Here is a 22406-nt window from a genome sequence, read left to right on the forward strand (position 1 = left end):
CCCCTCAGATCTGGTCGAGGGCCTGCTGCAGGTCGGCCCAGAGGTCGTCGACGTCCTCGACGCCGACCGACAGGCGCACCAGGCCGACGGGCACGGCCTCGGGCTCGCCGGGCTGGCGGCGGCGGCGCTCGAGCTGGGACTCGACGCCGCCCAGGCTCGTCGAGGGCGACCAGATGCGGGTGCCGGCCGCGAGGGCCTCGGCCGCGGCGGCGTCGTCGCCGTCACCGGCGACCTCGACCGAGACGATCGCTCCCCAGCCGGGGTAGCGCACCCGCGAGATCCGCGGGTGGGTGGCCAGACGCTCGGCGAGGTCGGCCGCATTGGCGCACGCCCGCTCCAGACGAAGGGAGAGCGTGCGCAGCCCGCGCAGGGCGAGCCAGGCCTCCATCGGTCCGGCGATCGCCCCACCGAGGGTGCGGTGGCGGGTGAGCCGGGCGTGCAGCTTCCGACCCGCGTCGGTGCCGGGGGTGACGGTCAGGCCGAGGATGACGTCGGAGTGCCCGGAGAGGTACTTCGTCGCCGAGTGCACGACGACGTCGACACCGTCCTCGAGCGGCCGCTGCAGCAGCGGCGTGGCGAAGGTGTTGTCGACGACGACGAGCGCCCCCGCCGCGTGCGCGGCCGCGGTCAGGCCGGCGATGTCGGCGACCTCGAGCAGCGGGTTGGACGGTGACTCCAGCCACAGCAGGTCCGCGCCGGGCAGGGCCGCGATCGTCGCGGCGCTGTCGGTGACGTCGACCCACCGCACGGCGAGCCGACCGTCGCGCTGCGCCTCGGTGAGCGTGACGACGACGCCGTTGTAGGCGGCCGCCGGTGCGACGACCGTGCCCCCCACGGGGACGAGCGAGAGCGCCGCCTGCACCGCGGCCATGCCGGAGGAGTAGAGGAGCGCGTCGCCCCCTTCGAGCTCGCCGACGGCCTCCTCGAAGGGGGTCCACGTCGGGTTGTCGACCCGCGCGTAGTTGACCGGCCCGTCCTGGATGTAGGTCGAGGTGAAGGTCACCGGCGGGTTGAGCGGCGCGCCCGGCACCCGCTCGGGCCGGCCGAGGGCGACGACCCGGGTGCGGGGGGAGAGGGGCTGCGCGGCGTCATGGTGCTCCATGGTGGCGAGGCTAGACGTTAGTCTCTCCCCGATGAGCAGCCAGTCCAGCCGCAAGCCCCGCGTCGCCGTCGTCTTCGGCGGGCGCTCCTCCGAGCACGCCGTCTCGTGCGCCACGGCCGCGGGCGTGCTGCGCGCGATCGACCGTGACGCCTACGACGTCGTGCCCGTCGGCATCACCCGCGAGGGCGCCTGGGTCCTGGCGAGCGACGACCCCGAGGCCCTGGCGCTCACGCCGGGCCACACCCCCGAGGTCACCGACACCGGCGCCGCCGTCATCCTCCCGACCCGCGTCGGCGACTCGACCCTCACGGTGCACCGCACCGGTCAGGCGCTCGAGGCGCTCGGCGAGGTCGACGTCGTCTTCCCGCTGCTGCACGGTCCCTACGGCGAGGACGGCACCCTCCAGGGCATGCTCGAGCTCGCCGACATCCGCTACGTCGGGTCCGGGGTCCTGGCCTCGGCGGCCGGCATGGACAAGCACTACATGAAGGTCGTCTTCGCGGGTGCCGGCCTGCCGGTCGGTCCCTACACGGTCATCACCGACGCCCAGTGGCGCCGGGACAAGGCCGCCGCGATGGACGCGGTCAACGCGCTGACCTTCCCCGTCTTCGTCAAGCCCTGCCGGGCCGGCTCGTCCATGGGCGTGTCCAAGGTCGACACCCCCGAGGGGCTCGAGGCAGCCATCGAGGCCGCCCGCGAGCACGACCTCAAGGTCATCGTCGAGTCCGGCATCGTCGGACGCGAGATCGAGTGCGCCGTCCTCCAGGGGCGGGGGCTCGATGCGCCGCGCACCTCGCTGCCGGGCGAGATCGTCGTCGAGGCCGGGCACGGGCACGACTTCTACGACTTCGAGGCCAAGTACCTCGACGAGGCCTCGGTCGTCCTCTCCTGCCCCGCCGACCTGCCCGCTGGTGCGGCCGACGAGGTCCGTCGCCTGGCCGCGGCCGCCTTCGAGTCGCTCGCCTGCGAGGGTCTGGCCCGTGTCGACTGCTTCGTCACCGAGCGCGGCGAGGTCGTCATCAACGAGATCAACACGATGCCCGGCTTCACGCCGCACTCGATGTACCCGCGCATGTGGGACGCCAGCGGCGTGGCCTACCCGCAGCTCGTCGACGAGCTCATCCAGCTCGCCCTCGAGCGGCCCGTCGGCCTGCGCTGACCCTCCCTTCTCCCGCATTGCCGTAGGACATTCACGGTTGAGGCTGCATTGCCCTACGGCAATGCGCGGGGAGGCCGCATTGCCGTAGGGCAATGCGGAGCGAGGAGGTGGCTCAGGCGCACTCGCGGCCGTTGGTCGGCAGCTCCTCGACGGCGTCGCTGAAGGCCGGCAGCAGCAGCGGCCCCGGGCCGTGCTCGTCGGGCACGATGACCTCGATCGCCGGGTCGTGCCCGTAGGTCGTCAGACGGGTCCCGTCGCCGAGCTCCTCGGCCACCCACCCGATCTCGTCCACGACGACGCACTGGTCCTGCGTCGGTCCCAGGGCGGGCATCCCGCACCGCGCGACGATCGCCGGGTCGCCCCACGCCCGCACGCCGGGGTCGGCCGGGTCGGTCTCGCGGACCTCGAGGTCGTTGAGCGTGGACGGCCAGTGCTTCGCCGCGGCGACGCACGGCGGGTTGTCGGCGGCGTCGGGCACGGCCACCTCGACCGCGCCGCCGCACCCGGCGAGCAGCAGGGGCACGGTGCAGCCCAGCGCGAGGAGGGCAGGAGGTCGGCGGGTGGTGGGCACGGCCGGGAGGCTACCGTGCGGTGCTGACCCCCCTTCGCCTCGATGGAGCGTGACCGATGCCCGCGACCCGCCTGTCCGACCTGTCCGAGGCGGACCTCCTCGCCCGCCTCTTCCCGGTCTACGCAGGGGCGAAGGGCGGCGACGCCGACGTGGTCATCGGGCCGGGGGACGACGCCGCGGTGCTGGCCGCGCCGGGTGGTTCGGTGGTCCTCACGACCGACACGATGGTCCGGGGCCGTGACTGGCGTGACGACTGGTCGTCGCCGCACGAGGTCGGCCACAAGGCCGTCGTGCAGAACGTCGCCGACATCGCGGCGATGGGTGCCACGCCCACGGGGCTGCTCGTCGCGCTCGCCGCCGACCCGGCCACCGAGGTCGACTGGGCGCTCGGTCTGGCCGAGGGCATCGCCGCGGCCGCGCGCGAGGCTTCGGCGCCGGTCCTCGGCGGTGACCTGTCCTCTGCCGGCCCGGGCACGGTCATGGTGGCGATCACCGCGGTCGGCGACCTCGGCGGTCGCGCCGCGGTCCGTCGCGACGGTGCCCGCCCCGGCGATGTCGTCGCGGTCTGCGGCACGCTCGGCCGCTCCGGGGGTGGGCTGCAGCTCCTCCTCGCCGATCGGGGGCTCCCTCACGACGCCCCTGACCCGACTCCTGCCGACCGTGTCGTCCACGACCTGTGCCTGGCCCACCGGACCGCCGGTCGACCGCCGTGGGAGCAGGGCCCGGTCGCCGCCGACGCCGGCGCGACCTCGATGATCGACCTGTCCGACGGGCTCGTGCGCGACCTGGGTCGCATCGCCCGGGCGAGCGGGGTGGGTGTCGAGCTGGACGGCGAGGCTCTGCGGGAGCACGCGGCCGGGCCGCTCACCGAGGCGCTCGGCGCCGACGAGGCGATGCGCCAGGTGCTGTCCGGGGGAGAGGAGCACTCGCTCGTGGCGACCTTCGCGCCGGGCGAGGTGCCGGCGGGCTGGCACCTGCTCGGTCGGTGCACGGCCGGGGCGCCGGCGGTCCTCGTCGACGGGGCGGTGCCCGAGGTCACCGGGTGGGACCACTTCCGGGGGTGACCCCCTTCGTCCCGACGGCATCGGCCTCGGGAACGAAAAAGCCGCCGTCCCCGTGAAGGGGAGCGGCGGCGATGTCGTCAGGCTCGGGTCAGCGCTTGACCTTGCCGGCCTTGAGGCACGAGGTGCAGACGTTGAGACGCTTCGGGGTCACCCCGGCGTCGCCCACCTTGGCCCGAACGCGCTGGATGTTCGGGTTCCAGCGACGCTTGGTGCGGCGGTGCGAGTGCGAGATGGAGTGTCCGAAGGACGGTCCCTTGCCGCAGACGTCGCAGTTGGCAGCCACGGGTATCTCCTGTGTTCGTCAGTCAGTGAGTGGTGCGCCCGGGCTGTCCACCACGAAGGGGGGACCCGTCACCGGGCAACCGGTACAGAGTAGCCGAGGTGGGACCGCAGAGACAAAACGGCGTCACCCGGCCGTCTCGGTCCGTGCCACATCGTGCCGCACGCCCCGCCGTGGCGCACGTCTCCACTAACGTGACCGACGTGCTGGAGGTACTCGACGTCGACTCTGTCCGCCGGTGGGTCGTCATGACCCGCGCGGCCCTTGCGGCGCGCCGCACCGAGATCGACGCGCTCAACGTCTACCCGGTGCCCGACGGCGACACCGGCACCAACATGTACCTCACCCTCGACGAGGCCCTCGCGGGTGCGATGCGCGAGCAGGAGGCCCTCGGGGTCGTCGGCGAGGCGCCGCTCGCGGTGGAGGCCGCGGTGATGTCGCGCTCCGCGCTGATGTCGGCCCGGGGCAACTCCGGCGTGATCCTCAGCCAGCTCGTGCGCGGCGTGAGCGAGGTCGTCTCCTCGGAGAGCCTCGACGAGGTCGACGCGGCTGCCGTCGGCCGGGCCGTGCGCCAAGGGGCACGACGGGCCCGCGAGAGCGTCGTGCGCCCGCAGGAGGGCACGATCCTCACCGTCGCCGATGCCACCGCCGACGCGGTCGAGGCGGTCCTCGTCGGGGGCGCCACCCTCGGTGAGGTGACCCGTGCCGCGGTCGAGGCCGCCCGGGCCGCACTGGCCCGCACCCCCGACCAGCTGCAGGTGCTGCGCGACGCCGGGGTCGTCGACGCCGGGGGAGCGGGCTACCTGCTCTTCGTCGAGGCGCTCGACCAGGTCGTCCACGAGCAGGGTGCGCCCACGCAGTACGCCGTCGACGACTTCACCCTCAACCCCTCGCTCGAGCGGCGGCCCGACTGGTCCTCCTCCGGTGCCGGGGCGGTCACCGAGCCGCGGCGGCACGAGGGGCCGGCCTACGAGGTGATGTACCTCCTGCACGACGTCGCCGATGACGACGTGGCACGGCTGCGGCAGCGCCTGGACGAGATCGGCGACAGCGTCGTCGTCTCGACCGCGTGGGACCTCACCAACGTCCACGTCCACACCGACGACATCGGCGCCGCGCTCGAGGCCGGCCTGCTGCACGCCGCGCCGCAGCGCGTCGCGGTGACCCTCCTCGAGACCGTCGACCGGGCGCCGCGGGCGGGCGTGTCGATCGTCGCGTGCGCCGCGGGCCCCGGCATCGCCCGGGTGCTCGAGGCCGCGGGCGCCGTCACGGTGCCATCGGGCCCCGGGCGACGGGCCTCGGCGGGGGAGATCGTCACCGCGGTGCGCGAGGCGGGCACCGACGAGGTCATCCTCCTGCCCAACGACCGCGACACCCGCCTGGCCGCCGATGCCGCGGCCCATGCCGCCGAGCAGGAGGGGCGCCGGGTGCACGTCATCGGCTCGGGCACTGCCGTGCAGGGGCTGGCCGCCGTCGCCGTGCACGACCCCACGCTGCCCACGCACCACAACGTCCTCGCGATGACCCATGCCGCCGCGGCGACCCGGCACGGCGCGCTGACGATCGCCGCCAAGGCCGGGCTGACGAGCGGCGGCATGTGTGCCGTCGGCGACGTCCTCGGCGTCGTGAGCGGCGACATCACGATCGTCGGGTCCGACGTCGACGAGGTCGCCCACGAGGTGCTCGACGGCATCCTCGCCCCCGGCACCGAGCTGGTGACGCTCGTCGTCGGTGCCGACGCGCCCGACGGTCTCGTCGGCCGGCTCGAGCGGTGGATCGAGGAGCGCCGTGACGGCATCGAGGTCCAAGTCGTCGACGGGGGGCAGCCGCACTACCTGCTCCTGCTCGGGGCCGAGTAGTGGCGACCGAGGAGACCAGGCTCAAGGGCCTGCTCGGAGGCCAGGCGGCGAGCAAGCTGGCCAAGCACCGCGACATCGAGACCGTCGGCGACCTGCTCGCCTTCGCGCCGCGTCGCTACCGCACCGCCGAGGCCGACCTCGGCCACCCCGCGGTCGGCGACTTCCTCGTGGCGGTCGCGAGGGTCGAGTCGGCGAGCACGCGGCAGATGGCCAAGCGCCGCGGGCGCATGCTCGAGGCGACGATCACCGACGGTCGTTCGCACATGAGGGTGACCTTCTTCGACGCGCGCGGTCACGAGCACAAGCTCGTCGCCGGCCGCGAGCTGCTCTTCGCGGGGACGGTCTCGCAGTTCCGCGGGCAGACGCAGCTGGCCCACCCCGGCTACGCCACGCTCGAGGAGGCGGCCGCCCTCGGCGAGCTCGGCGACGCCGACCACACCGGGCTCATCCCGATCTACCGGCACGTCCCCGGCGTCCACCCGTGGACCATCACCCGCTGCGTGCGGCTCGTCCTCGGCCAGCTCGACGGGGTCGTCGACACGATCCCTGAGATCCTGCGGAGCAAGCGCGATCTGCTCGACCGGGCCGGCGCCCTTCGCGCCCTGCACGCCCCACGCGACCACGGTGAGGTCGACGCGGCCCGTCGCCACCTGCGCTACGAGGAGGCCCTCGTCCTGCAGAGCCTGCTCGGGCAGCGTCGGATCGCCGCCGCGGCGGTGGCGACCCGGGGCCGCTCGGCGCGCGACGGCGGACTGCTCGCCGAGTTCGACGCGCGCCTGCCCTTCGAGCTGACCGCTGGCCAGCAGCAGGTGAGCGCCGAGATCCTCGGCGAGATGGCGCGGCCGACCCCGATGCAGCGGCTGCTGCAGGGCGAGGTCGGCTCCGGCAAGACCGTCGTCGCCCTGCGCGCCATGCTCGCCGCGGTCGACTCCGGCGGGCAGGCGGCCCTGCTCGCGCCCACCGAGGTGCTCGCGGCGCAGCACGCCGGCTCGATCCGCGCCATGCTCGGCGACCTCGCCGAGGCCGGGATGCTCGGCGGCGCCGAGCAGGCCACCCGGGTCACGCTGCTCACCGGCTCGATGTCGGCCGCCAGGCGCAAGCAGGCGATGCTCGACATCGCCTCCGGCGACGCCGGCATCGTCATCGGCACCCACGCCCTGCTCGAGGACAAGGTGACCTTCGCCGACCTCGCGCTCGTCGTCGTGGACGAGCAGCACCGCTTCGGTGTCGAGCAGCGCGACGCGCTGCGGGCGAAGGGGAGGACGCCTCCCCACGTGCTCGTCATGACCGCGACCCCGATCCCGCGCACCGTCGCGATGACCGTCTTCGGCGACATGGAGACCTCGACGCTGCGCGAGCTGCCACGAGGCCGGCAGCCGATCACGACGCACGTCGTCCCGACGCAGAAGCCCGGGTGGGTCGACCGGACGTGGCAGCGCGTCGCCGAGGAGGTCGCCGCCGGCCGGCAGGCCTATGTCGTCTGCCCGCGCATCGGCGGCGACGGCCCCGACGACCTCGACGGCATCGACCTCGTCGACGAGCACGGACCGGCCGACGACGAGGCCGACGGCGAGCGGGTCGAGGAGCCGGAGGCGCCCCAACGACCGCTCGCCGCCGTCGAGGAGGTCATCGAGACGCTGCGTGCCCACCCCGCCCTCGAGGGTCTGACCCTGGCCGCGCTCCACGGGCGGATGGCACCGGACGACAAGGACGCCGTCATGGCCGCCTTCAGCTCCGGCGGCATCGACGTGCTCGTCTCGACGACGGTCATCGAGGTCGGCGTCGACGTGCCCAATGCCTCGACGATGGTCATCCTCGACGCCGATCGCTTCGGCGTCTCGCAGCTGCACCAGCTGCGTGGCCGCGTCGGTCGCGGTGGCGACCCCGGCGTGTGCCTGCTCATGACGGCCACCGAGAGCGACGTGGCCGGGGAGCGTCTCGCGGCGGTCGCCCGCAGCTCCGACGGCTTCGAGCTGGCGCGGCTCGACCTCGAGCTGCGGCGGGAGGGTGATGTGCTCGGGCGGGCCCAGCACGGCGCTCGCAACCACCTGCAGCACCTGTCCGTGCTGCGCGACGAGGCGATCATCGAGCTGGCCCGTGAGGACGCCCAGGCGCTCCTCGCCGACGACCCCGAGCTCTCGGCCCACCCGCAGCTGCGTGCCCGGGTCGACGACTGGGCCGACGAGGAGCAGGCCGCCTACCTCGAAAAGGGGTGAGTCACCCCCCTTCGTCCTCGCGGGTGGTTGGTCCCCACTGCCGGCGATGGCGCATCATGGGTGCGTGACTCGGATCATCAGCGGCGAGGCCGGCGGGCGGCGACTGCGCACGCCCGCGGGCGACGGCACCCGGCCCACCACCGACCGTGTGCGCGAGGCGCTCTTCTCCTCGCTCGAGGCGCGCGGCGTCATCGACGGCGCCCATGTCATGGACCTCTACGCCGGCTCCGGGGCCCTCGGCCTCGAGGCCGCCAGCCGCGGCGCCGCGAGCGTGCTGCTCGTCGAGTCCGACCGCGGGGCGTCCGCGACGATCCGCGCCAACATCTCCGACCTCGGCGTCGCCGGGGCGCGGCTGCAGTCCTGCTCCGTCGAGCAGGCGCTCGACCGGCCGGCCTCGCTGATGTACGACCTCGTCCTCGCCGACCCGCCCTACGACGTCACCGAGGAGTCGCTCGGCGCGGTCCTCGAGATGCTCCTCGCCCACCAGTGGCTCGCGCAGGAGCCGGTCATCGTCATCGAGCGCTCGTCGCGCTCGCCGGAGCCGACCTGGCCCGACGGGATCGTCACCGAGGGGTCGAAGTCCTACGGCGAGACGACCCTGTGGTTCGCGACCCGGGTCGCGCCCGACTACCAGATCTGAGCGCCCCGCATCCCACCGCGGGCCCGTGCATCCGGTAGGAATGGGGCCATGAGCGACTACACGATCCCGCGCCCGGCCGCTGGGGACATCACCGACCTCATCGCCGACGACCACCGGCTCTTCGAGGACCTCATGCGCGACATGCGTGATGTCAGCGCCGACCGCGACGGGGCCCGCAGCGCATTCGCCGCGCTGCTCATCGCGCACAGCGAGGCCGAGGAGGAGGTCGTCTACCCCAAGCTCGTCCGACGCGATGTCATCGAGGGCGAGGAGGAGCACCACGGGGAAAAGGAGCACGCCGCGACCAACGAGGCGCTGCTCCACCTGCTGCAGGCCAAGGGCACCGACACCCAGAAGTTCGACGACGCCGTGGAGGCGGTCGCCGAGGTGCTGAACCACCACATCGGCGAGGAGGAGCAGACCATCCTCAACCCGGCGCGCGAGGACGCCTCCGAGGAGCTGCGCCAGCAGCTGGGTGCCGACTGGGCCGCCCGACGCAACGAGCTGCTCGAGGACGGCGCCGGGTCGCTCGAGCAGGTCGAGTCGCTGGTGAAGCAGGCCTACGAGGACGGGCTCCTGCCCAACGACGACCAGCCGTCATGACGCGCGCTGTCTGCCCGGGCTCCTACGACCCGGTCACCGTCGGCCACGTCGACGTCTTCCGCCGGGCCGCCACGCTCTTCGACGAGGTCGTCGTGGCGATCCTGCACAACCCCGCCAAGCAGGGGACCTTCACCGTCGACGAGCGGGTCGCCCTCATCGAGGCGCAGGTGGCCGACCTCGACAACGTGCGGGTGCAAGCCTTCGCCAACCGGCTGATCGTCGACGTGTGCACCGAGCTCGAGGCCCGGGTGCTGCTCAAGGGCCTGCGCGGGGAGACCGACTTCTCCTACGAGTGGCCGATGGCGCTCATGAACCGTCATCTCACCGGTGTCGAGACCCTCTTCATCCCCGGCGACCCGCGCCACGAGCACGTCTCCTCCTCGCTGGTCAAGGAGGTCGCGCGCTTCGGCGGCGACGTCACCGGTCTCGTCTCCGACGAGGTGCGCGACGCCCTCGTCGAGCGTCTGCCCCGGCCCTGAGGCCCACTCCCTTCGTCGGTTTGGGACGAAGGGGGGATCGCCGGTAGTCTGGTGCGTCGGTCTACGTCGTCGTGTCGTGGACCGTTCTGTCGGAGACTGGAGCCATGAACCGCAACGCCCCCGCCTCGCCCTTGGTGCTCGACGCCAAGAACGTGGGCCGACGACCCGGGTCGATGCACGAAGTGTCGCTCCAGGCCGACGCACCCGCCGACTTCGGCACGGACGTGCTCACCGTCCCGCAGGGCCAGCCCATGGACCTGCAGGCGCGCATGGAGTCCGTGCACGAGGGCGTGCTGGTGAGCGGAACGGTCTCTGCCACGGCGACGGGTGCCTGCGTGCGGTGCCTGGACGAGATCGACCTGCCGGTCGACAGTTCGTTCCAGGAGCTGTTCGTCTGGCCCGATCGGGCGAAGCACCACCGCGAGGTGGACGCGGAGGCCGACGAGGAGGAAGAGCACCGGATCGAGGACGACATGATCGATCTCGAGCCGGTGCTGCGGGACGCGGTTCTGCCGAACCTGCCGTTCCAACCGGTGTGCCGGGACGACTGCCCGGGACTGTGCTCCGAGTGCGGAGCCAGGCTCGAGGACGACCCGGAGCACCACCACGAGCTGATCGACCCCCGGTGGGCGGCACTCGAGGCGCTTGCGCCTCTGGCCACCACGCCGGGGGATGAGGACAACGAAGAGAAGAGGAACTGACGTGGCCGTCCCGAAGCGGAAGATGTCGCGCTCCAACACCCGTAGCCGTCGGGCCAACTGGAAGGCGACGCCCACCGCGCTGTCGACCTGCCCGCAGTGCAAGTCGCCGGCGCCGGCCCACCAGGCCTGCCCGAGCTGCGGTACCTACAAGGGTCGCTACTACGCGACCGCGGACCGCACCGAGCACCAGGCCTGAGCCACCTGTCGCAATGAGCGACAGGACCTCACCGGAGCAGCGGCCCGCCGAGGAGCTCTCCCGATACCTCGTCGAGGTGACCGGAGAGCCCGTCGACGAGCCGCTGCTCACGCGTGCCCTCACCCACCGTTCCTACTCCTACGAGAACGGCGGACTGCCGCACAACGAGCGCCTGGAGTTCCTCGGCGACTCGGTGCTCGGCCTCGTCGTCACCGACCACCTGCACGGCGCTCACCCCGACCTCAGCGAGGGTGAGCTGGCCAAGCTGCGGGCGGCGGTGGTCAACATGCGTGCCCTCGCCGACGTCGGGCGCACCATCGGCCTGGGCGACTTCGTCATGCTCGGCAAGGGCGAGGAGAGCACCGGCGGTCGCGACAAGGACTCGATCCTCGCGGACACCGTCGAGGCGGTCATCGGCGCGGTCTACCTCTCCACGGCCAAACCCGGCGGTCTCGATGCCGCGAGCCGGCTGGTCCACTCCCTCCTGGACCCGCTGATGAAGCACTCCGCGACCCTCGGCGCGGGACTCGACTGGAAGACCTCGCTGCAGGAGGTCGCGGCGGCGCAGGACCTCGGCGCGGTCCAGTACCGCACGAGCGACGAGGGTCCCGACCACGACAAGACCTTCACCGCCGAGGTCCTCGTCGGTGAGCAGGTGCGCGGGCGTGGTGCCGGCCGCACCAAGAAGGTCGCCGAGCAGAAGGCAGCCGCCGACGCCTACGCGGCGCTCACGGCCGACCAGCCGGCCTGACGTGCCGGAGCTGCCCGAGGTCGAGGTCGTCCGTCGCGGCCTGGCCGACCACGTGAGTGGCCGCACCCTCGAGCACGTCGTCCTCACGGGGGAGCGGGTCGCGCGACGTCACGTGCCCGGGCCGCGTGACCTCGAGGACCGCCTCGCCGGGCGGGCGATCACCGGCGCCCACCGCCGGGGCAAGTACCTGTGGCTCTCCCTGGCCGACGCCCCCGACGCCGTCCCCGACGAGGGGCTGATCGTCCACCTCGGCATGAGCGGGCAGATGCTCGTCACCGATCCTGTCGACCCGCTGGCCAAGCACACGCACGGGCGTCTGGTCTTCACCGACGGCGGGCACGAGCTGCGCTTCGTCGACCAGCGCACCTTCGGCGGCTTCGCCCTGGCCGATCTCGTCGACGGAGTGCCGAGCACCGTCGCCCACATCGCGCTCGACCCCTTCGACCCGGGCTACGACCGCGACGCCGTCGTGCGCGACATCAAGCGCCGACGCAGCGGCATCAAGCGGGTCCTGCTCAACCAGACGGTCGTGTCGGGCATCGGCAACATCTACGCCGACGAGGCCCTGTGGCGGGCGGGGGTCCACGGGGAGCGGCTGGCCTCCTCGCTGACCAAGCCGGCCATCGCCCGGCTGCTCGACCATGCCCGCGACGTCATGGCGCAGGCACTCGACCAGGGCGGCACGAGCTTCGATGCGCTCTACGTCAACGTCAACGGCGCCTCGGGCTACTTCGACCGGTCGCTCGCCGCCTACGGCCAGGAGGGCCGCCCCTGTCCACGGTGTGGCACGACGATGCGTCGCGAGCAGTTCATGAACCGCAGCTCGACCAGCTGCCCCCGCTGCCAGGTGCGGCCGCGGGCGGCCCGGGGCTGACCCCCTTCGTCATGACCTGGGGGACATGCGACGTCAGGGGCGGGGAAGCTCCTTGAGCTGCACGGCCTTGCCGGTGTGCTTCTCGGAGAGGTCGGCGAAGGCCTGCCGGATCGTGGCGGCGTAGGTGTGCGCACCGCCGAGCGAGGGGTGGATGCCGTCGGACTGGAGGTCCTCGGCGCTCACCGCGGCGTCCCAGTCGGCGAGGGCGACGTTGGGGTGCTCGTCGGCGATCCGCTCGAGCGCGGCGTTGTCGTCGTCGATGCGGGAGAGGCGGTCGGCGTGGAGGTTGACGATGACGACCATGCGGTCGTCGCCGATCTCCTCGAGGATCTGCTCGACGGTGTCGGGATCGGTGCCGGCATTGGTGCCGAAGGCCAGGACCACGGCGCGGCGCAGCGAGTCGCCGGCGGACTCGACGGCTGACAGCCCCGCGGACCACTGGCGGTTGGAGCGGGCGTCGATCTGGATGCCGGGGAAGTAGTACTCGAGCGCGGGGACCGAGCCGACGACCATCGAGTCGCCGAAGACGTCGATCTCGTCGCCCTCGGGCATCGTGAAGCTCTTGGTCCCGGAGAAGGTCGGGGCCGGCTCGGTCTTGCGCGGGGCGGCCGCCTTGGCCTGGTTGGCCTCGATCGTGCGCTGCGTGCTCGTGCGGTCGGGGGCCGTGACGAGCACGACGGTGAGCACGAGCGCGGCGGCCAGGGCGGCGCCGGCGACGACCCGGCGCACTCGCACGGAGCGCAGGTGGGCGAAGGCGCCGAGGACGCGTCGCCCGCTCTCGCGGAAACCGAGCCGCCGCACCGGCGTCTCGACGAAGCGGTAGGACAGGTCGGCGAGGGCGAGCGTCACGACGACGGCCCACACCCGGGTCCAGACGAAGGGGGCGGTGCCGGCGTTGGTCGGGATGTCCTGGGCGATGATGAGGATGACCGGCCAGTGCCACAGGTAGATGCCGTAGGACCGCTGTCCGATCCACGTCAGCGGCGGCAGCTCGAGCACGGTCCGCAGGCGGCCGGGGCGCTCGACTGCCGCGAGCAGCAGTGCGGCCGTGGCCAGGGAGACGAGCGGGATCCCGAGCGAGAAGGTCCAGGCGTGCTCCTCGCCGGCCAGGAAGAACAGGGCGGCGATCGTCACGGCCGAGCCACCGATGACCCAACGCCGGCGGGAGCACCACACCGAGGAGGTCGTGTAGGCCCGCAGCGGGCCGGCCCAGACGATGGCCAGGGCGGCGCCGAGCATCAGCCCGAAGAGGTGGGTGTCAGTGCCGTAGTAGGCCCGGGTGGGGTTGGCCGCGTCGTAGGTCAGGGCCATCTTCAGCGCGGAGGCGACACCGACGCCGAGGACGAGGCTCGCGAGGACCCCCTCGGTGAGCGCGAAGCGCCGGTGCAGCGCGAGCAGGCCGAGCATCGCGAGGGGCCAGACGAGGTAGAACTGCTCCTCGACCGCGAGGCTCCAGAAGTTCATGAACAGCTGCGGGGAGGTCGCCGCGAAGTAGTTGGAGCCGCCGGCGATCTCGAGCCAGTTGGTCGAGAAGGTCAGCGCGCCGAGCGCCTGCCGGCGGATGCCGACGAGCAGGTCGGCCTCGACGGTGCGCGCGATGAGGACCGCGGCCGGCACGACGAGGAGCAGGGCGGGCAGCAGGCGGCGGGCCCGCCGGGTCCAGAAGCCGCGCAGGTCCACGCCGCCGGTCGAGCGGCGCTCGCGGACGAGCAGGGTCGTGATGAGGAAGCCGGAGATGACGAAGAAGACGTCGACCCCGAGGAAGCCGCCGGGTAGCCACGCGGGGTCGAGGTGGAAGACGACGACGGCGACGATCGCCAGGGCGCGCAGACCGTCGAGGCCCGCCAGGTGGCCACGCAGAGGCCGCCCCTGCGCCGACGTGGCGGCGGCGGGGGCGAGCGCGTCGGGCGCGGACGGGGCGTCGACGGTGGCGGAAGGCTGCTGACCCACGGGCACGACGCTAGGCACAAGCGGCGCCCGGGTGGGGGAGGCGCACCGTGCGGCCGGGTAGTTTCGCCCGCATGAGCAGCACGCAGCGCGCCACGTGGTTCGTCCGCGGTCGGGTCCAGGGGGTCGGCTTCCGCTGGTGGACCCGCTCCCGGGCCCTCGAGCTGGGCCTCGTCGGGCACGCCCGCAACACCGACGACGGGCGGGTCGAGGTCGTGGGGGAGGGTCCCCCTTCGTCCCTGGAGGGGCTCGACCGGCTGCTGCGGGAGGAGCCGTCGACGACGCGGCGCCCCGGCCACGTCACCTCGGTGGTGCGCCAGGACGCTCCGGCGAAGGGAGGGATCGCCGGCTTCGTCGAGAAGTGAGACGGCCCGTCGGGCGCCTGCCAGCGGTGACCTAACCTTGAGCGGGTGAGCGAGACACCCCCCGAGCTGCTGCGCCTGCGCCAGTCGATCGACAACATCGACGCGGCCCTGATCCACCTGCTGGCCGAGCGCTTCAAGGCAACCCAGAGCGTCGGGGTGCTCAAGGCGCGGATGGACCTGCCGCCCGCCGACCCGGCCCGCGAGGAGCGGCAGATCGCGCGGCTGCGCGACCTCGCCGACACCGCCGGTCTCGACCCGGTCTTCGCGGAGAAGTTCCTCACCTTCGTCATCGCCGAGGTCATCCACCACCACGAGCAGATCGCCCACGAGCAGGCCGCCGGCGAGCAGGGGGAGACCCGATGATCGAGCTGAAGACGCCCACCGAGATCGAGGCGATGCGCCCGGCCGGTCGGCTCGTGCGCGACGTGCTCGCCGCCCTCACCGAGGCCGCCGACGTCGGCGTCAACCTCCTCGAGCTCGACGCCCTCGCGCACCGCATGATCGACGCGGCCGGCGGGACCTCCTGCTACATCGACTACCACCCCTCCTTCGGGGCCAGCCCCTTCGGCAAGGTGCTGTGCACCTCGGTCAACGACGCCGTGCTGCACGGGCTGCCGCACGACTACCGGCTGCGTGACGGCGACCTGCTGTCGGTCGACTTCGCCGTCTCCGTCGGCGGCTGGGTCTGCGACGCGGCGAAGTCCTTCGTCGTCGGCACCCCCGACCCGCAGGACCTGCGGATCATCGACACGACCGAGCGCGCCCTGGCAGCCGGCATCGCGCAGGCCCGCGGCGGCAACAAGATGGGCGACATCAGCGCCGCCATCGCCGCCGTCGCGCGCGGCGAGGGCTACTCGATCAACACCCAGTTCGGCGGTCACGGCGTCGGCCGGGAGATGCACGGTGACCCGCACGTGTCCAACGACGGGCGCGCGGGCCGGGGCATCCCCCTTCGTCCCGGTCTCGTCATCGCCATCGAGCCGTGGTTCATGGCCGGCACCGACGAGATCCTCACCGATCCCGACGGGTGGACCCTGCGCAGCGCCGACGGCTCCCGCGGGGCGCACAGCGAGCACACGGTCGCCATCACCGACGGCGACCCGCTCATCCTCACAGCCTGACGGCCAGCTCAAGCGTCATGAAGACGCTGTTGGGGTCCTCCCGGTACCTACCGAAGGGAGGGCACGGGCCGAATCCGTGCCGCCCGTACAGCGCACGCGCCGGGGCGAAGAAGTCCATGCTCCCCGTCTCGAGGGAGACCCGGGTGACCTCGCGCGCCCGCGCGTCGGCGAGGGCATGCTGCAGGAGCGCACCGGCGACCCCGTGACCGCGCAGGTCGGGTGCGGTGCGCATGCTCTTCAGCTCCTCGTGCCCGGGCGTCAGCGGCGCGAGGGCTACCGTCCCGGCGAGCGCGCTGCCGAGGTGCCCGATCCACACGCGCACCCCACCGGTCTGCAACCCCGAGAGGTCCAGGGCGTGACGGCTTTCCGGAGGGGCGGTGGGCTCCATCTCGCGCAGGTGCTCGGAGAGGAAGGCCGGGAGCCGAGGGTCGTCCCAGTCGGCCGGGGAGATGGTGAGGTTCACCTGGGCGAGTCAACCACCGTGCGCGCTTTCCCTGGGTGTGATGCGGCCGGAAAGTAGAGTGGCCCGCACTGGCCGGCCCACACCCGCCCCAACCCGACCACCGTCTGCCCGAGGAGCGCCCCGCTCGTGTACGTCAAGAGCCTCACCCTCAAGGGCTTCAAGTCGTTCGCCTCGGCGACCCACATGCGGCTCGAGCCGGGCATCACGTGCATCGTCGGGCCCAACGGCTCGGGCAAGTCCAATGTCGTCGACGCGCTCGCCTGGGTCATGGGGGAGCAGGGGGCCAAGTCCCTGCGCGGCGGCAAGATGGAGGACGTCATCTTCGCCGGCACCACGGGTCGTGCGGCCCTGGGCCGCGCCGAGGTGACGATGACGATCGACAACTCCGACGGCGCGCTGCCGATCGACTACACCGAGGTGACGATCAGCCGCACGATGTTCCGCAACGGCGGCTCGGAGTACGCGATCAACGGCACCTCGTGCCGGCTGCTCGACATCCAGGAGCTGCTCTCCGACTCCGGCATCGGTCGCGAGATGCACGTCATCGTCGGGCAGGGGCAGCTCGACGCCGTGCTGCGCGCGACGCCCGAGGAGCGACGTGGCTTCATCGAGGAGGCCGCCGGCGTCCTCAAGCACCGCAAGCGCAAGGAAAAGGCGATCCGCAAGCTCGAGGGGATGGAGGCCAACCTCTCGCGCGTCGCCGACCTGACGACCGAGATCCGTCGCCAGCTCGGGCCCCTCGGCCGTCAGGCCGAGACCGCGCGCAAGGCCGCCGTCATCCAGGCCGACGCCCGCGACGCCCGCCACCGCCTCCTTGCCGATGACCTCGTGCGCATGACCTCCGCCCTCCAGCAGGAGGTGGCCGACGAGCAGGCGATGCTCGAGCGCCGCAAGGTCCTCGAGCAGGCGGTGCTCGCCGCCCGCACCCGCATCACCGAGCACGAGGAGGCCGGTGCCTCGGCGGCCGCCGAGCTGGCCGCCGCCCAGCAGCGGGCCGTGCGCCTGGCCTCGCTCACCGACAAGCTGACCGCGACCGCGTCGCTCGCCGCCGAGCGCGTGCGCCTGCTCGGGCAGGACGAGGAGGTCGAGACGACGAGCGGCCGTGACCCGGAGGCGCTGCGCGAGCAGGCCGCCCGGGCCCGCGCCGACGAGGAGGAGCTGCGCGCCGACATCGCCCGCGTCGGCGAGGAGCTCGCCGCGGCCGTCGCCGCCCGCGAGGCCGCCGAGCGCGCGCACGCGGCGGAGCAGCAGCGCATCGCCGCCCTGGCCCAGCGCGCCGCCGACCGCCGCGAGGGCCTGGCCCGGCTCGCCGGGCAGGTCGGGGCCCGACGCTCCCGCATCGAGGCGCGCGAGGCCGAGGTCGGCCGCCTCGAGGAGGTCGTGGCCACCGCTCTCGCCCGAGCCGACGAGGCCGACCGTGAGTTCACCCGGCTCGAGGGCACCATCGCCGACGAGGAGGGCAGCGAGGAGGGGCTCGACGAGGTCTACGAGCGCGCTGCCGAGGCCCATGACGCCGCCGAGGCCGAGGTCGAGCGGATCGTCGAGGCCGGCCGGGTCGCCGACCGCGACCGACAGTCCGCGCAGGCCCGTCTCGAGGCGCTCGAGCTCAGCCTGCGCCGCAAGGACGGCGTCGAGGCCCTGCGCGAGGCCGCCGAGGACGAGCACGAGATCCTCGGCTCGGTCGCCGAGCTGGTCACGGTGACCGGGGGCCACGAGGCCGCCGTCGCCGCCGCACTCGATCAGGCCGGCAATGCCCTCGCCCTCGGCAGCATCGATGCCGCTGCCCGGGCCGTCGAGCGGCTGCGCACCGACGACGCCGGCCGCGCGACGCTCGTCGTCGGGGCAACCGCACGCCCCTCCGACCGGACCGCGTGGCCCTCGCTGCCGGCAGGCGCCGTGTGGGCGCTCGACGTCGTCACCGCACCCGAGAGCGTGCGACCCGCCGTCGAGCAGGTGCTCGAGCGGGTCGCCCTCGTGGCCGACACCCCGGCCGCCCTGGCCCTGCTCGACGAGGTCGGCGACCTCACGGCGGTGACGGAGGAGGGCGACGTCTACGGGCCGGGCTTCGTGCGCGGTGGCTCGAGTGCCGCACCGAGCCTGCTCGAGCTGCAGGCCGCCGTCGACGAGACCCGCGAGGTGCTGCTCGACGCCACCCGGCGCAGCGAGGAGTCGACCTTTGCGCTGACCTCCGCCCGGGCGACCCTCGCCGAGCGGGTCGAGGCCCGTGACGCGGCCATGGAGGCCCTCCACGAGTCCGACGCGCGGATGGCCGCGGTCGCGGAGCAGCTCGGGGGTCTGGGCACGACCACGCGCACGGCCCGGGCCGAGGCCGAGCGCACCCGCGCCAAGATCGCCGACGTCACCACCGCGCTCGATGCCGATCGCACCGAGCTCGCCGAGCTCGAGCAGCGGCTCGAGGACGCCTCGTCCGAGCCCACCGACGACGATGGCGACGACGCGACCGACGACCGCGAGCGGCTGGAGCTCGAGGCCAGCTCGGCCCGCACCGCCGAGACCGAGGTGCGTCTCTCCCTTCGCACCAAGGAGGAGCGCGCCCGCTCCCTGCACGGTCGCGCCGAGTCCCTCGAGGGTGCCGCCCGCAACGAGATCGCCGCCCGCGAGCGCCTGCGCGCCCGTCGTGAGCGTCGGCGTCGTGAGGCCGAGGTCGCTGCCACCGTCGAGACCGCGGCGACGTGGTCGGCCGAGCGGACGGCAGCGGCCGCGACGGTCGCTGCGCAGCAGCGTGACGCGGGCGAGGCCGCGCGCGCCGAGCGCGACGAGGCCCTGCGCGGCCTGCGCACCGAGCTCACCGAGCAGCAGGACGCCCTGCGCGAGCTCACCGACGAGGTCCACCGTGACGAGGTGGCCCGGGCCCAGCAGATCGCGAAGATCGAGCAGCTGCAGACCAAGGCCATCGAGGAGCTCGGGATGGACCCCGACGTCCTCATGGAGGAGTACGGCCCGCACCAGCTCGTGCCGCACGTCGCGGGCCCCGACGAGGACCCGGAGGCCGAGGACTTCCCCGAGCCGCAGCCCTACGTGCGTGAGCTGCAGGAAAAGCGCCTGCGGACCGCGGAGCGGGGGCTGAAGTCCCTGGGCAAGGTCAACCCCCTGGCGCTCGAGGAGTTCGCGGCGCTCGAGGAGCGGCACACCTTCCTCACCACGCAGCTGGAGGACCTGCGCCAGTCGAAGAAGGACCTGCTCGACATCGTCGCCGAGATCGACGAGCGGGTCGAGCAGGTCTTCTCCGAGGCCTTCGCCGACACCGCCGAGCAGTTCGAAGGGGTGTTCTCGCGCCTCTTCCCCGGCGGCGAGGGGCGCCTCGTGCTCACCGACCCCGGCAACATGCTCACCACGGGCATCGAGGTCGAGGCCCGCCCCCCGGGTAAGAAGGTCAAGCGCCTGTCGCTGCTCTCCGGTGGCGAGCGCTCGCTCGTGGCCGTCGCCCTGCTCGTGTCGATCTTCAAGGCACGGCCCTCGCCCTTCTACATCATGGACGAGGTCGAGGCCGCCCTCGACGACACCAACCTCGGGCGCCTGATCATGCTCTTCGAGGAGCTGCGCGACTCCAGCCAGCTCATCGTCATCACGCACCAGAAGAAGACGATGGAGGTGGCCGACGCCCTCTACGGCGTCTCGATGCGCAGCGACGGCATCACCACCGTCGTCAGCCAGCGGCTGCGTGACGTGGCCCCCGCCGACGAGCAGGCCCAGCCGGCCTGAAGCGGATGCTGCCCGGTTCCTGACGCCGGATTCAGCCTTCGGGACTCCCGGCGGGTCGAGTTGAGCCGGTCGCCCGCACGGGGGAGCATGGGGCCATGACCGCCATGATCGTGGGCCTGCTGGTCTGCCTCGCCCTGTCCGTCGCCGTGATGGGGCTCGTCGCAGTGCCCGCCCGCCGTGAGGGGCGCGAGATCCTCACCGCCCGCGGGGAGCGCGTCGTGGTCAAGGTCCGTGAGAGCGCCGACGGCGCCGCGAGCCGCACGTCCGGCCTGATCTCGAGCGCGAGCCCCGGCAAGCGCAAGGCCTCATGAGCGGCGACCTCGACCAGCTGAGCATCCGCGGGGCCGTCGACGAGGAGGTCCGTCCCCAGGACGACCTCTTCGGCCACGTCAACAACCACTGGCTGCGGTCGGTGGAGATCCCGGCCGACCGGGGCCGCTACGGCGTCTTCGACGTGCTGCGCGAGCGCGCCGAGCGCGATGTGCGCGTCCTCATCGACGAGGTCGCGGCGTCCGTCGAGTCCGGCGAGGCCGATGTCCCGGTGTCCGCCAAGGTGGGCGGCCTCTACCGCTCCTTCATGGACGAGGCCCGTGCCGACGAGCTGGGCGTCGAGCCGATCCGCGACCTGCTCGCCGCCGTCGACGCGGTGACGAGCGTGCCCGACCTCGTCGGGCTCACAGGACGGCTGGCCCGCGACGGGGTGAGCGGCTTCGTCCTCCCCTTCGTCAACACCGACGACAAGGACTCCTCCCGCTACGTGCTCTACCTCGAGCAGGGTGGTCTGGGGCTGCCCGACGAGTCCTACTACCGCGAGGAGCAGCACGAGGCGGCCCTTGCGGCCTACCGCGAGCACGTCGCGCGCCTGCTCGTCCTGGCCCTGGAGCTCGACGAGGAGGCCGCGGCCGAGACCGCGGGCCGCGTCGTCGAGCTCGAGACCCGTCTGGCCGGGGAGCACTGGGACCGCGTCACCAACCGCGACCCGCTCAAGACCTACACCCTCGTCGACGCCGCCGGGCTCACCGAGCTCGCCCCGGCCGTCGACTGGAGCGCCTGGGCCAGCGGCCTGGGGGCGGCGACCCCCTTCGCCGAGGTCGTCGTGCGCCAGCCCGACTTCCTGCGCGGGCTCTCGACCGCCCTCGACACGGTCGACCTCGCGACCTGGCAGGACTGGCTGCGGCTGCGCATCGTCCAGGCGCACGCGGCCTACCTCGACGCCGACATCGTCGCCGCCGAGTTCGACTTCGTCGGTCGCACGCTCTCCGGCATCCCCGACCAGCGTGCCCGCTGGAAGCGCGGCGTCTCGCTCGTCGACGCCTCCCTCGGCGAGGCCGTCGGCCGGCTCTACGTCGAGCGGCACTTCCCGCCGGCGGCGCGCGAGCGGATGGGGGAGCTCGTCGACAACCTCGTCGAGGCCTTCCACCGCTCCTTCGCGCAGTCCTCGTGGATGAGCGAGGCGACGCAGACCGAGGCCGCCGCCAAGCTCGAGGCCTTCACCCCCAAGATCGGGCACCCGCAGTCGTGGCGCGACTACTCGCAGCTCGAGATCGCCGCCGACGACCTCGTCGGCAACGTTCGCCGCGTCGCGGCCTTCGAGGTGGACCGCGCGCTGGGCAAGCTCGGCGGCCCGGTCGACCGCGACGAGTGGTTCCTCACCCCGCAGACGGTCAACGCCTACTACAACCCCGGGCTCAACGAGATCGTCTTCCCGGCGGCCATCCTGCAACCGCCCTTCTTCGACGCCGACGGCGACGACGCCGACAACTACGGCGGTATCGGCGCGGTCATCGGCCACGAGATCGGGCACGGGTTCGACGACGCCGGCTCGACCTTCGACGGGCAGGGCAACCTCCGCGACTGGTGGACCGAGGCCGACCGAGCGGCCTTCGAGGAGCGTCGAGACGCGCTCATCGCGCAGTTCGACCGCTACTCGACGCGCCACGCACCCGGCCACACGGTCAACGGCGCGCTGACCGTCGGCGAGAACATCGGCGACATCGGCGGTCTGGCCATCGGCCACGCTGCCTACCGGATCGCCGTCGGCGACGCGGCCGAGCAGGTCGGCGACGACGGGCTGACCGGCGACCAGCGCTTCTTCAGCAACTGGGCCCGGGTCTGGTGCGGTGACGCCCGGCCCGAGGAGGCCGTGCGGCTGCTCTCGATCGACCCGCACAGCCCGCAGGACGTCCGCGCCAACGCCGTGCGCAACATCGACGCCTTCCACGAGGCCTTCGGCACCGCCGAGGGCGACGAGATGTGGCTCGACCCGCAGCAGCGGGTCTCGCTCTTCTGAGG

22 protein-coding genes are annotated in these 22406 nt (G+C 73.0%); 17 read left to right on the forward strand and 5 right to left on the reverse strand.

Translation table 11 applies throughout. The features are described from left to right. Positions 1–4: 4 nt before the first annotated feature. The gene (locus B9B60_RS00945) at positions 5–1102 is read right to left on the reverse strand and encodes a trans-sulfuration enzyme family protein (RefSeq protein WP_084449446.1); all 1098 of its coding nucleotides are present in this window, start codon (positions 1100–1102) and stop codon (positions 5–7) included. Positions 1103–1133: 31 nt separating this feature from the next. On the opposite strand from B9B60_RS00945, the gene B9B60_RS00950 reads away from it, so the two are divergent. Next, on the forward strand, positions 1134–2261 hold the full coding sequence (locus B9B60_RS00950) for a D-alanine--D-alanine ligase family protein (protein WP_185221815.1): 1128 nt from the start codon (positions 1134–1136) through the stop codon (positions 2259–2261). A gap of 112 nt (positions 2262–2373) precedes the next feature. Here the strand turns inward: B9B60_RS00950 and B9B60_RS00955 are convergent, their stop codons facing one another. Further along, positions 2374–2832 (reverse strand): DUF3515 family protein, encoded by a 459-nt coding sequence (locus B9B60_RS00955; protein WP_084449448.1) that lies wholly within the window; start codon positions 2830–2832, stop codon positions 2374–2376. 56 nt (positions 2833–2888) lie between these two features. Here B9B60_RS00955 and thiL point away from each other — a divergent pair, with 56 nt between their 5' ends. After that, positions 2889–3896 carry a thiamine-phosphate kinase gene (thiL, locus tag B9B60_RS00960; RefSeq protein ID WP_084449449.1) on the forward strand — a complete coding sequence of 336 codons (1008 nt, stop codon included), beginning with the start codon at positions 2889–2891 and terminating at the stop codon, positions 3894–3896. A gap of 88 nt (positions 3897–3984) precedes the next feature. Here thiL and rpmB read toward each other — a convergent pair whose 3' ends face one another. Next, complete coding sequence (rpmB, locus tag B9B60_RS00965; protein WP_007927862.1) at positions 3985–4179, reverse strand: 50S ribosomal protein L28; 195 nt, start codon at positions 4177–4179, stop codon at positions 3985–3987. Between the two features lie 200 nt (positions 4180–4379). On the opposite strand from rpmB, the gene B9B60_RS00970 reads away from it, so the two are divergent. The 9 genes from B9B60_RS00970 to mutM all read left to right on the forward strand — a co-directional run bounded on the left by B9B60_RS00970 (position 4380) and on the right by mutM (position 12495). After that, positions 4380–6035 (forward strand): DAK2 domain-containing protein, encoded by a 1656-nt coding sequence (locus tag B9B60_RS00970; RefSeq protein WP_234993682.1) that lies wholly within the window; start codon positions 4380–4382, stop codon positions 6033–6035. Continuing rightward, positions 6035–8251, forward strand: coding sequence for an ATP-dependent DNA helicase RecG (locus tag B9B60_RS00975; RefSeq protein WP_084449450.1), 2217 nt, complete (start codon positions 6035–6037; stop codon positions 8249–8251). The genes B9B60_RS00970 and B9B60_RS00975 overlap by 1 nt, the downstream gene beginning before the upstream one ends. A 64-nt stretch (positions 8252–8315) precedes the next feature. After that, positions 8316–8891, forward strand: coding sequence for a 16S rRNA (guanine(966)-N(2))-methyltransferase RsmD (gene rsmD / locus B9B60_RS00980; protein WP_084449451.1), 576 nt, complete (start codon positions 8316–8318; stop codon positions 8889–8891). Between the two features lie 48 nt (positions 8892–8939). After that, complete coding sequence (locus B9B60_RS00985; protein WP_084449452.1) at positions 8940–9494, forward strand: hemerythrin domain-containing protein; 555 nt, start codon at positions 8940–8942, stop codon at positions 9492–9494. Then, entirely contained in the window at positions 9491–9973 is a 483-nt protein-coding gene (gene coaD / locus B9B60_RS00990) for a pantetheine-phosphate adenylyltransferase (protein WP_084449453.1), read from the forward strand. Before B9B60_RS00985 ends, coaD begins: the two co-directional genes overlap by 4 nt. 104 nt (positions 9974–10077) lie before the next feature. Beyond that, positions 10078–10674: a YceD family protein gene (locus B9B60_RS00995; RefSeq protein WP_185221819.1), complete on the forward strand. Its 597-nt coding sequence runs from the start codon at positions 10078–10080 to the stop codon at positions 10672–10674. Position 10675: 1 nt separating this feature from the next. Next, positions 10676–10870 (forward strand): 50S ribosomal protein L32, encoded by a 195-nt coding sequence (gene rpmF / locus B9B60_RS01000; RefSeq protein WP_007927847.1) that lies wholly within the window; start codon positions 10676–10678, stop codon positions 10868–10870. Positions 10871–10883: 13 nt separating this feature from the next. Beyond that, positions 10884–11621, forward strand: coding sequence for a ribonuclease III (rnc, locus tag B9B60_RS01005; RefSeq protein WP_084449455.1), 738 nt, complete (start codon positions 10884–10886; stop codon positions 11619–11621). A gap of 1 nt (position 11622) precedes the next feature. Then, positions 11623–12495 (forward strand): bifunctional DNA-formamidopyrimidine glycosylase/DNA-(apurinic or apyrimidinic site) lyase, encoded by an 873-nt coding sequence (gene mutM, locus B9B60_RS01010; RefSeq protein ID WP_084449456.1) that lies wholly within the window; start codon positions 11623–11625, stop codon positions 12493–12495. 33 nt (positions 12496–12528) lie between these two features. On the opposite strand, the gene B9B60_RS01015 is transcribed toward mutM, so the two are convergent. Continuing rightward, positions 12529–14445, reverse strand: coding sequence for an acyltransferase family protein (locus tag B9B60_RS01015; protein ID WP_084449457.1), 1917 nt, complete (start codon positions 14443–14445; stop codon positions 12529–12531). Positions 14446–14516: 71 nt separating this feature from the next. Between B9B60_RS01015 and B9B60_RS01020 the strand changes: the two genes are divergently transcribed. From B9B60_RS01020 to map, 3 genes are read left to right on the forward strand one after another with little or no spacing between them, the layout of a single operon-like run. Then, a complete protein-coding gene (locus B9B60_RS01020; RefSeq protein ID WP_072624111.1) occupies positions 14517–14807 on the forward strand; it encodes an acylphosphatase in 291 nt (96 codons plus the stop codon). 45 nt (positions 14808–14852) lie between these two features. Then, positions 14853–15170 carry a chorismate mutase gene (locus B9B60_RS01025; RefSeq protein WP_072624112.1) on the forward strand — a complete coding sequence of 106 codons (318 nt, stop codon included), beginning with the start codon at positions 14853–14855 and terminating at the stop codon, positions 15168–15170. Then, entirely contained in the window at positions 15167–15928 is a 762-nt protein-coding gene (gene map / locus B9B60_RS01030) for a type I methionyl aminopeptidase (RefSeq protein WP_084449458.1), read from the forward strand. The genes B9B60_RS01025 and map overlap by 4 nt, the downstream gene beginning before the upstream one ends. Here map and B9B60_RS01035 read toward each other — a convergent pair. Further along, positions 15918–16391, reverse strand: coding sequence for a GNAT family N-acetyltransferase (locus B9B60_RS01035; RefSeq protein WP_143445378.1), 474 nt, complete (start codon positions 16389–16391; stop codon positions 15918–15920). The two genes, map and B9B60_RS01035, sit on opposite strands and share 11 nt — an antisense overlap. A 126-nt stretch (positions 16392–16517) precedes the next feature. Here B9B60_RS01035 and smc point away from each other — a divergent pair, with 126 nt between their 5' ends. From smc to B9B60_RS01050, 3 genes are all read left to right on the forward strand, one after another. After that, on the forward strand, positions 16518–20114 hold the full coding sequence (gene smc, locus B9B60_RS01040) for a chromosome segregation protein SMC (RefSeq protein ID WP_084449459.1): 3597 nt from the start codon (positions 16518–16520) through the stop codon (positions 20112–20114). Positions 20115–20209: 95 nt separating this feature from the next. Then, a complete protein-coding gene (locus B9B60_RS01045) occupies positions 20210–20425 on the forward strand; it encodes a hypothetical protein (protein ID WP_072624116.1) in 216 nt (71 codons plus the stop codon). After that, positions 20422–22404 carry a M13 family metallopeptidase gene (locus tag B9B60_RS01050; RefSeq protein WP_084449460.1) on the forward strand — a complete coding sequence of 661 codons (1983 nt, stop codon included), beginning with the start codon at positions 20422–20424 and terminating at the stop codon, positions 22402–22404. Before B9B60_RS01045 ends, B9B60_RS01050 begins: the two co-directional genes overlap by 4 nt. The last annotated feature ends 2 nt before the right edge of the window (positions 22405–22406 follow it).

Origin of the sequence: Janibacter indicus (genome assembly GCF_900176385.1) — a bacterium.
GTDB classification, from domain to species: domain Bacteria; phylum Actinomycetota; class Actinomycetes; order Actinomycetales; family Dermatophilaceae; genus Janibacter; species Janibacter indicus.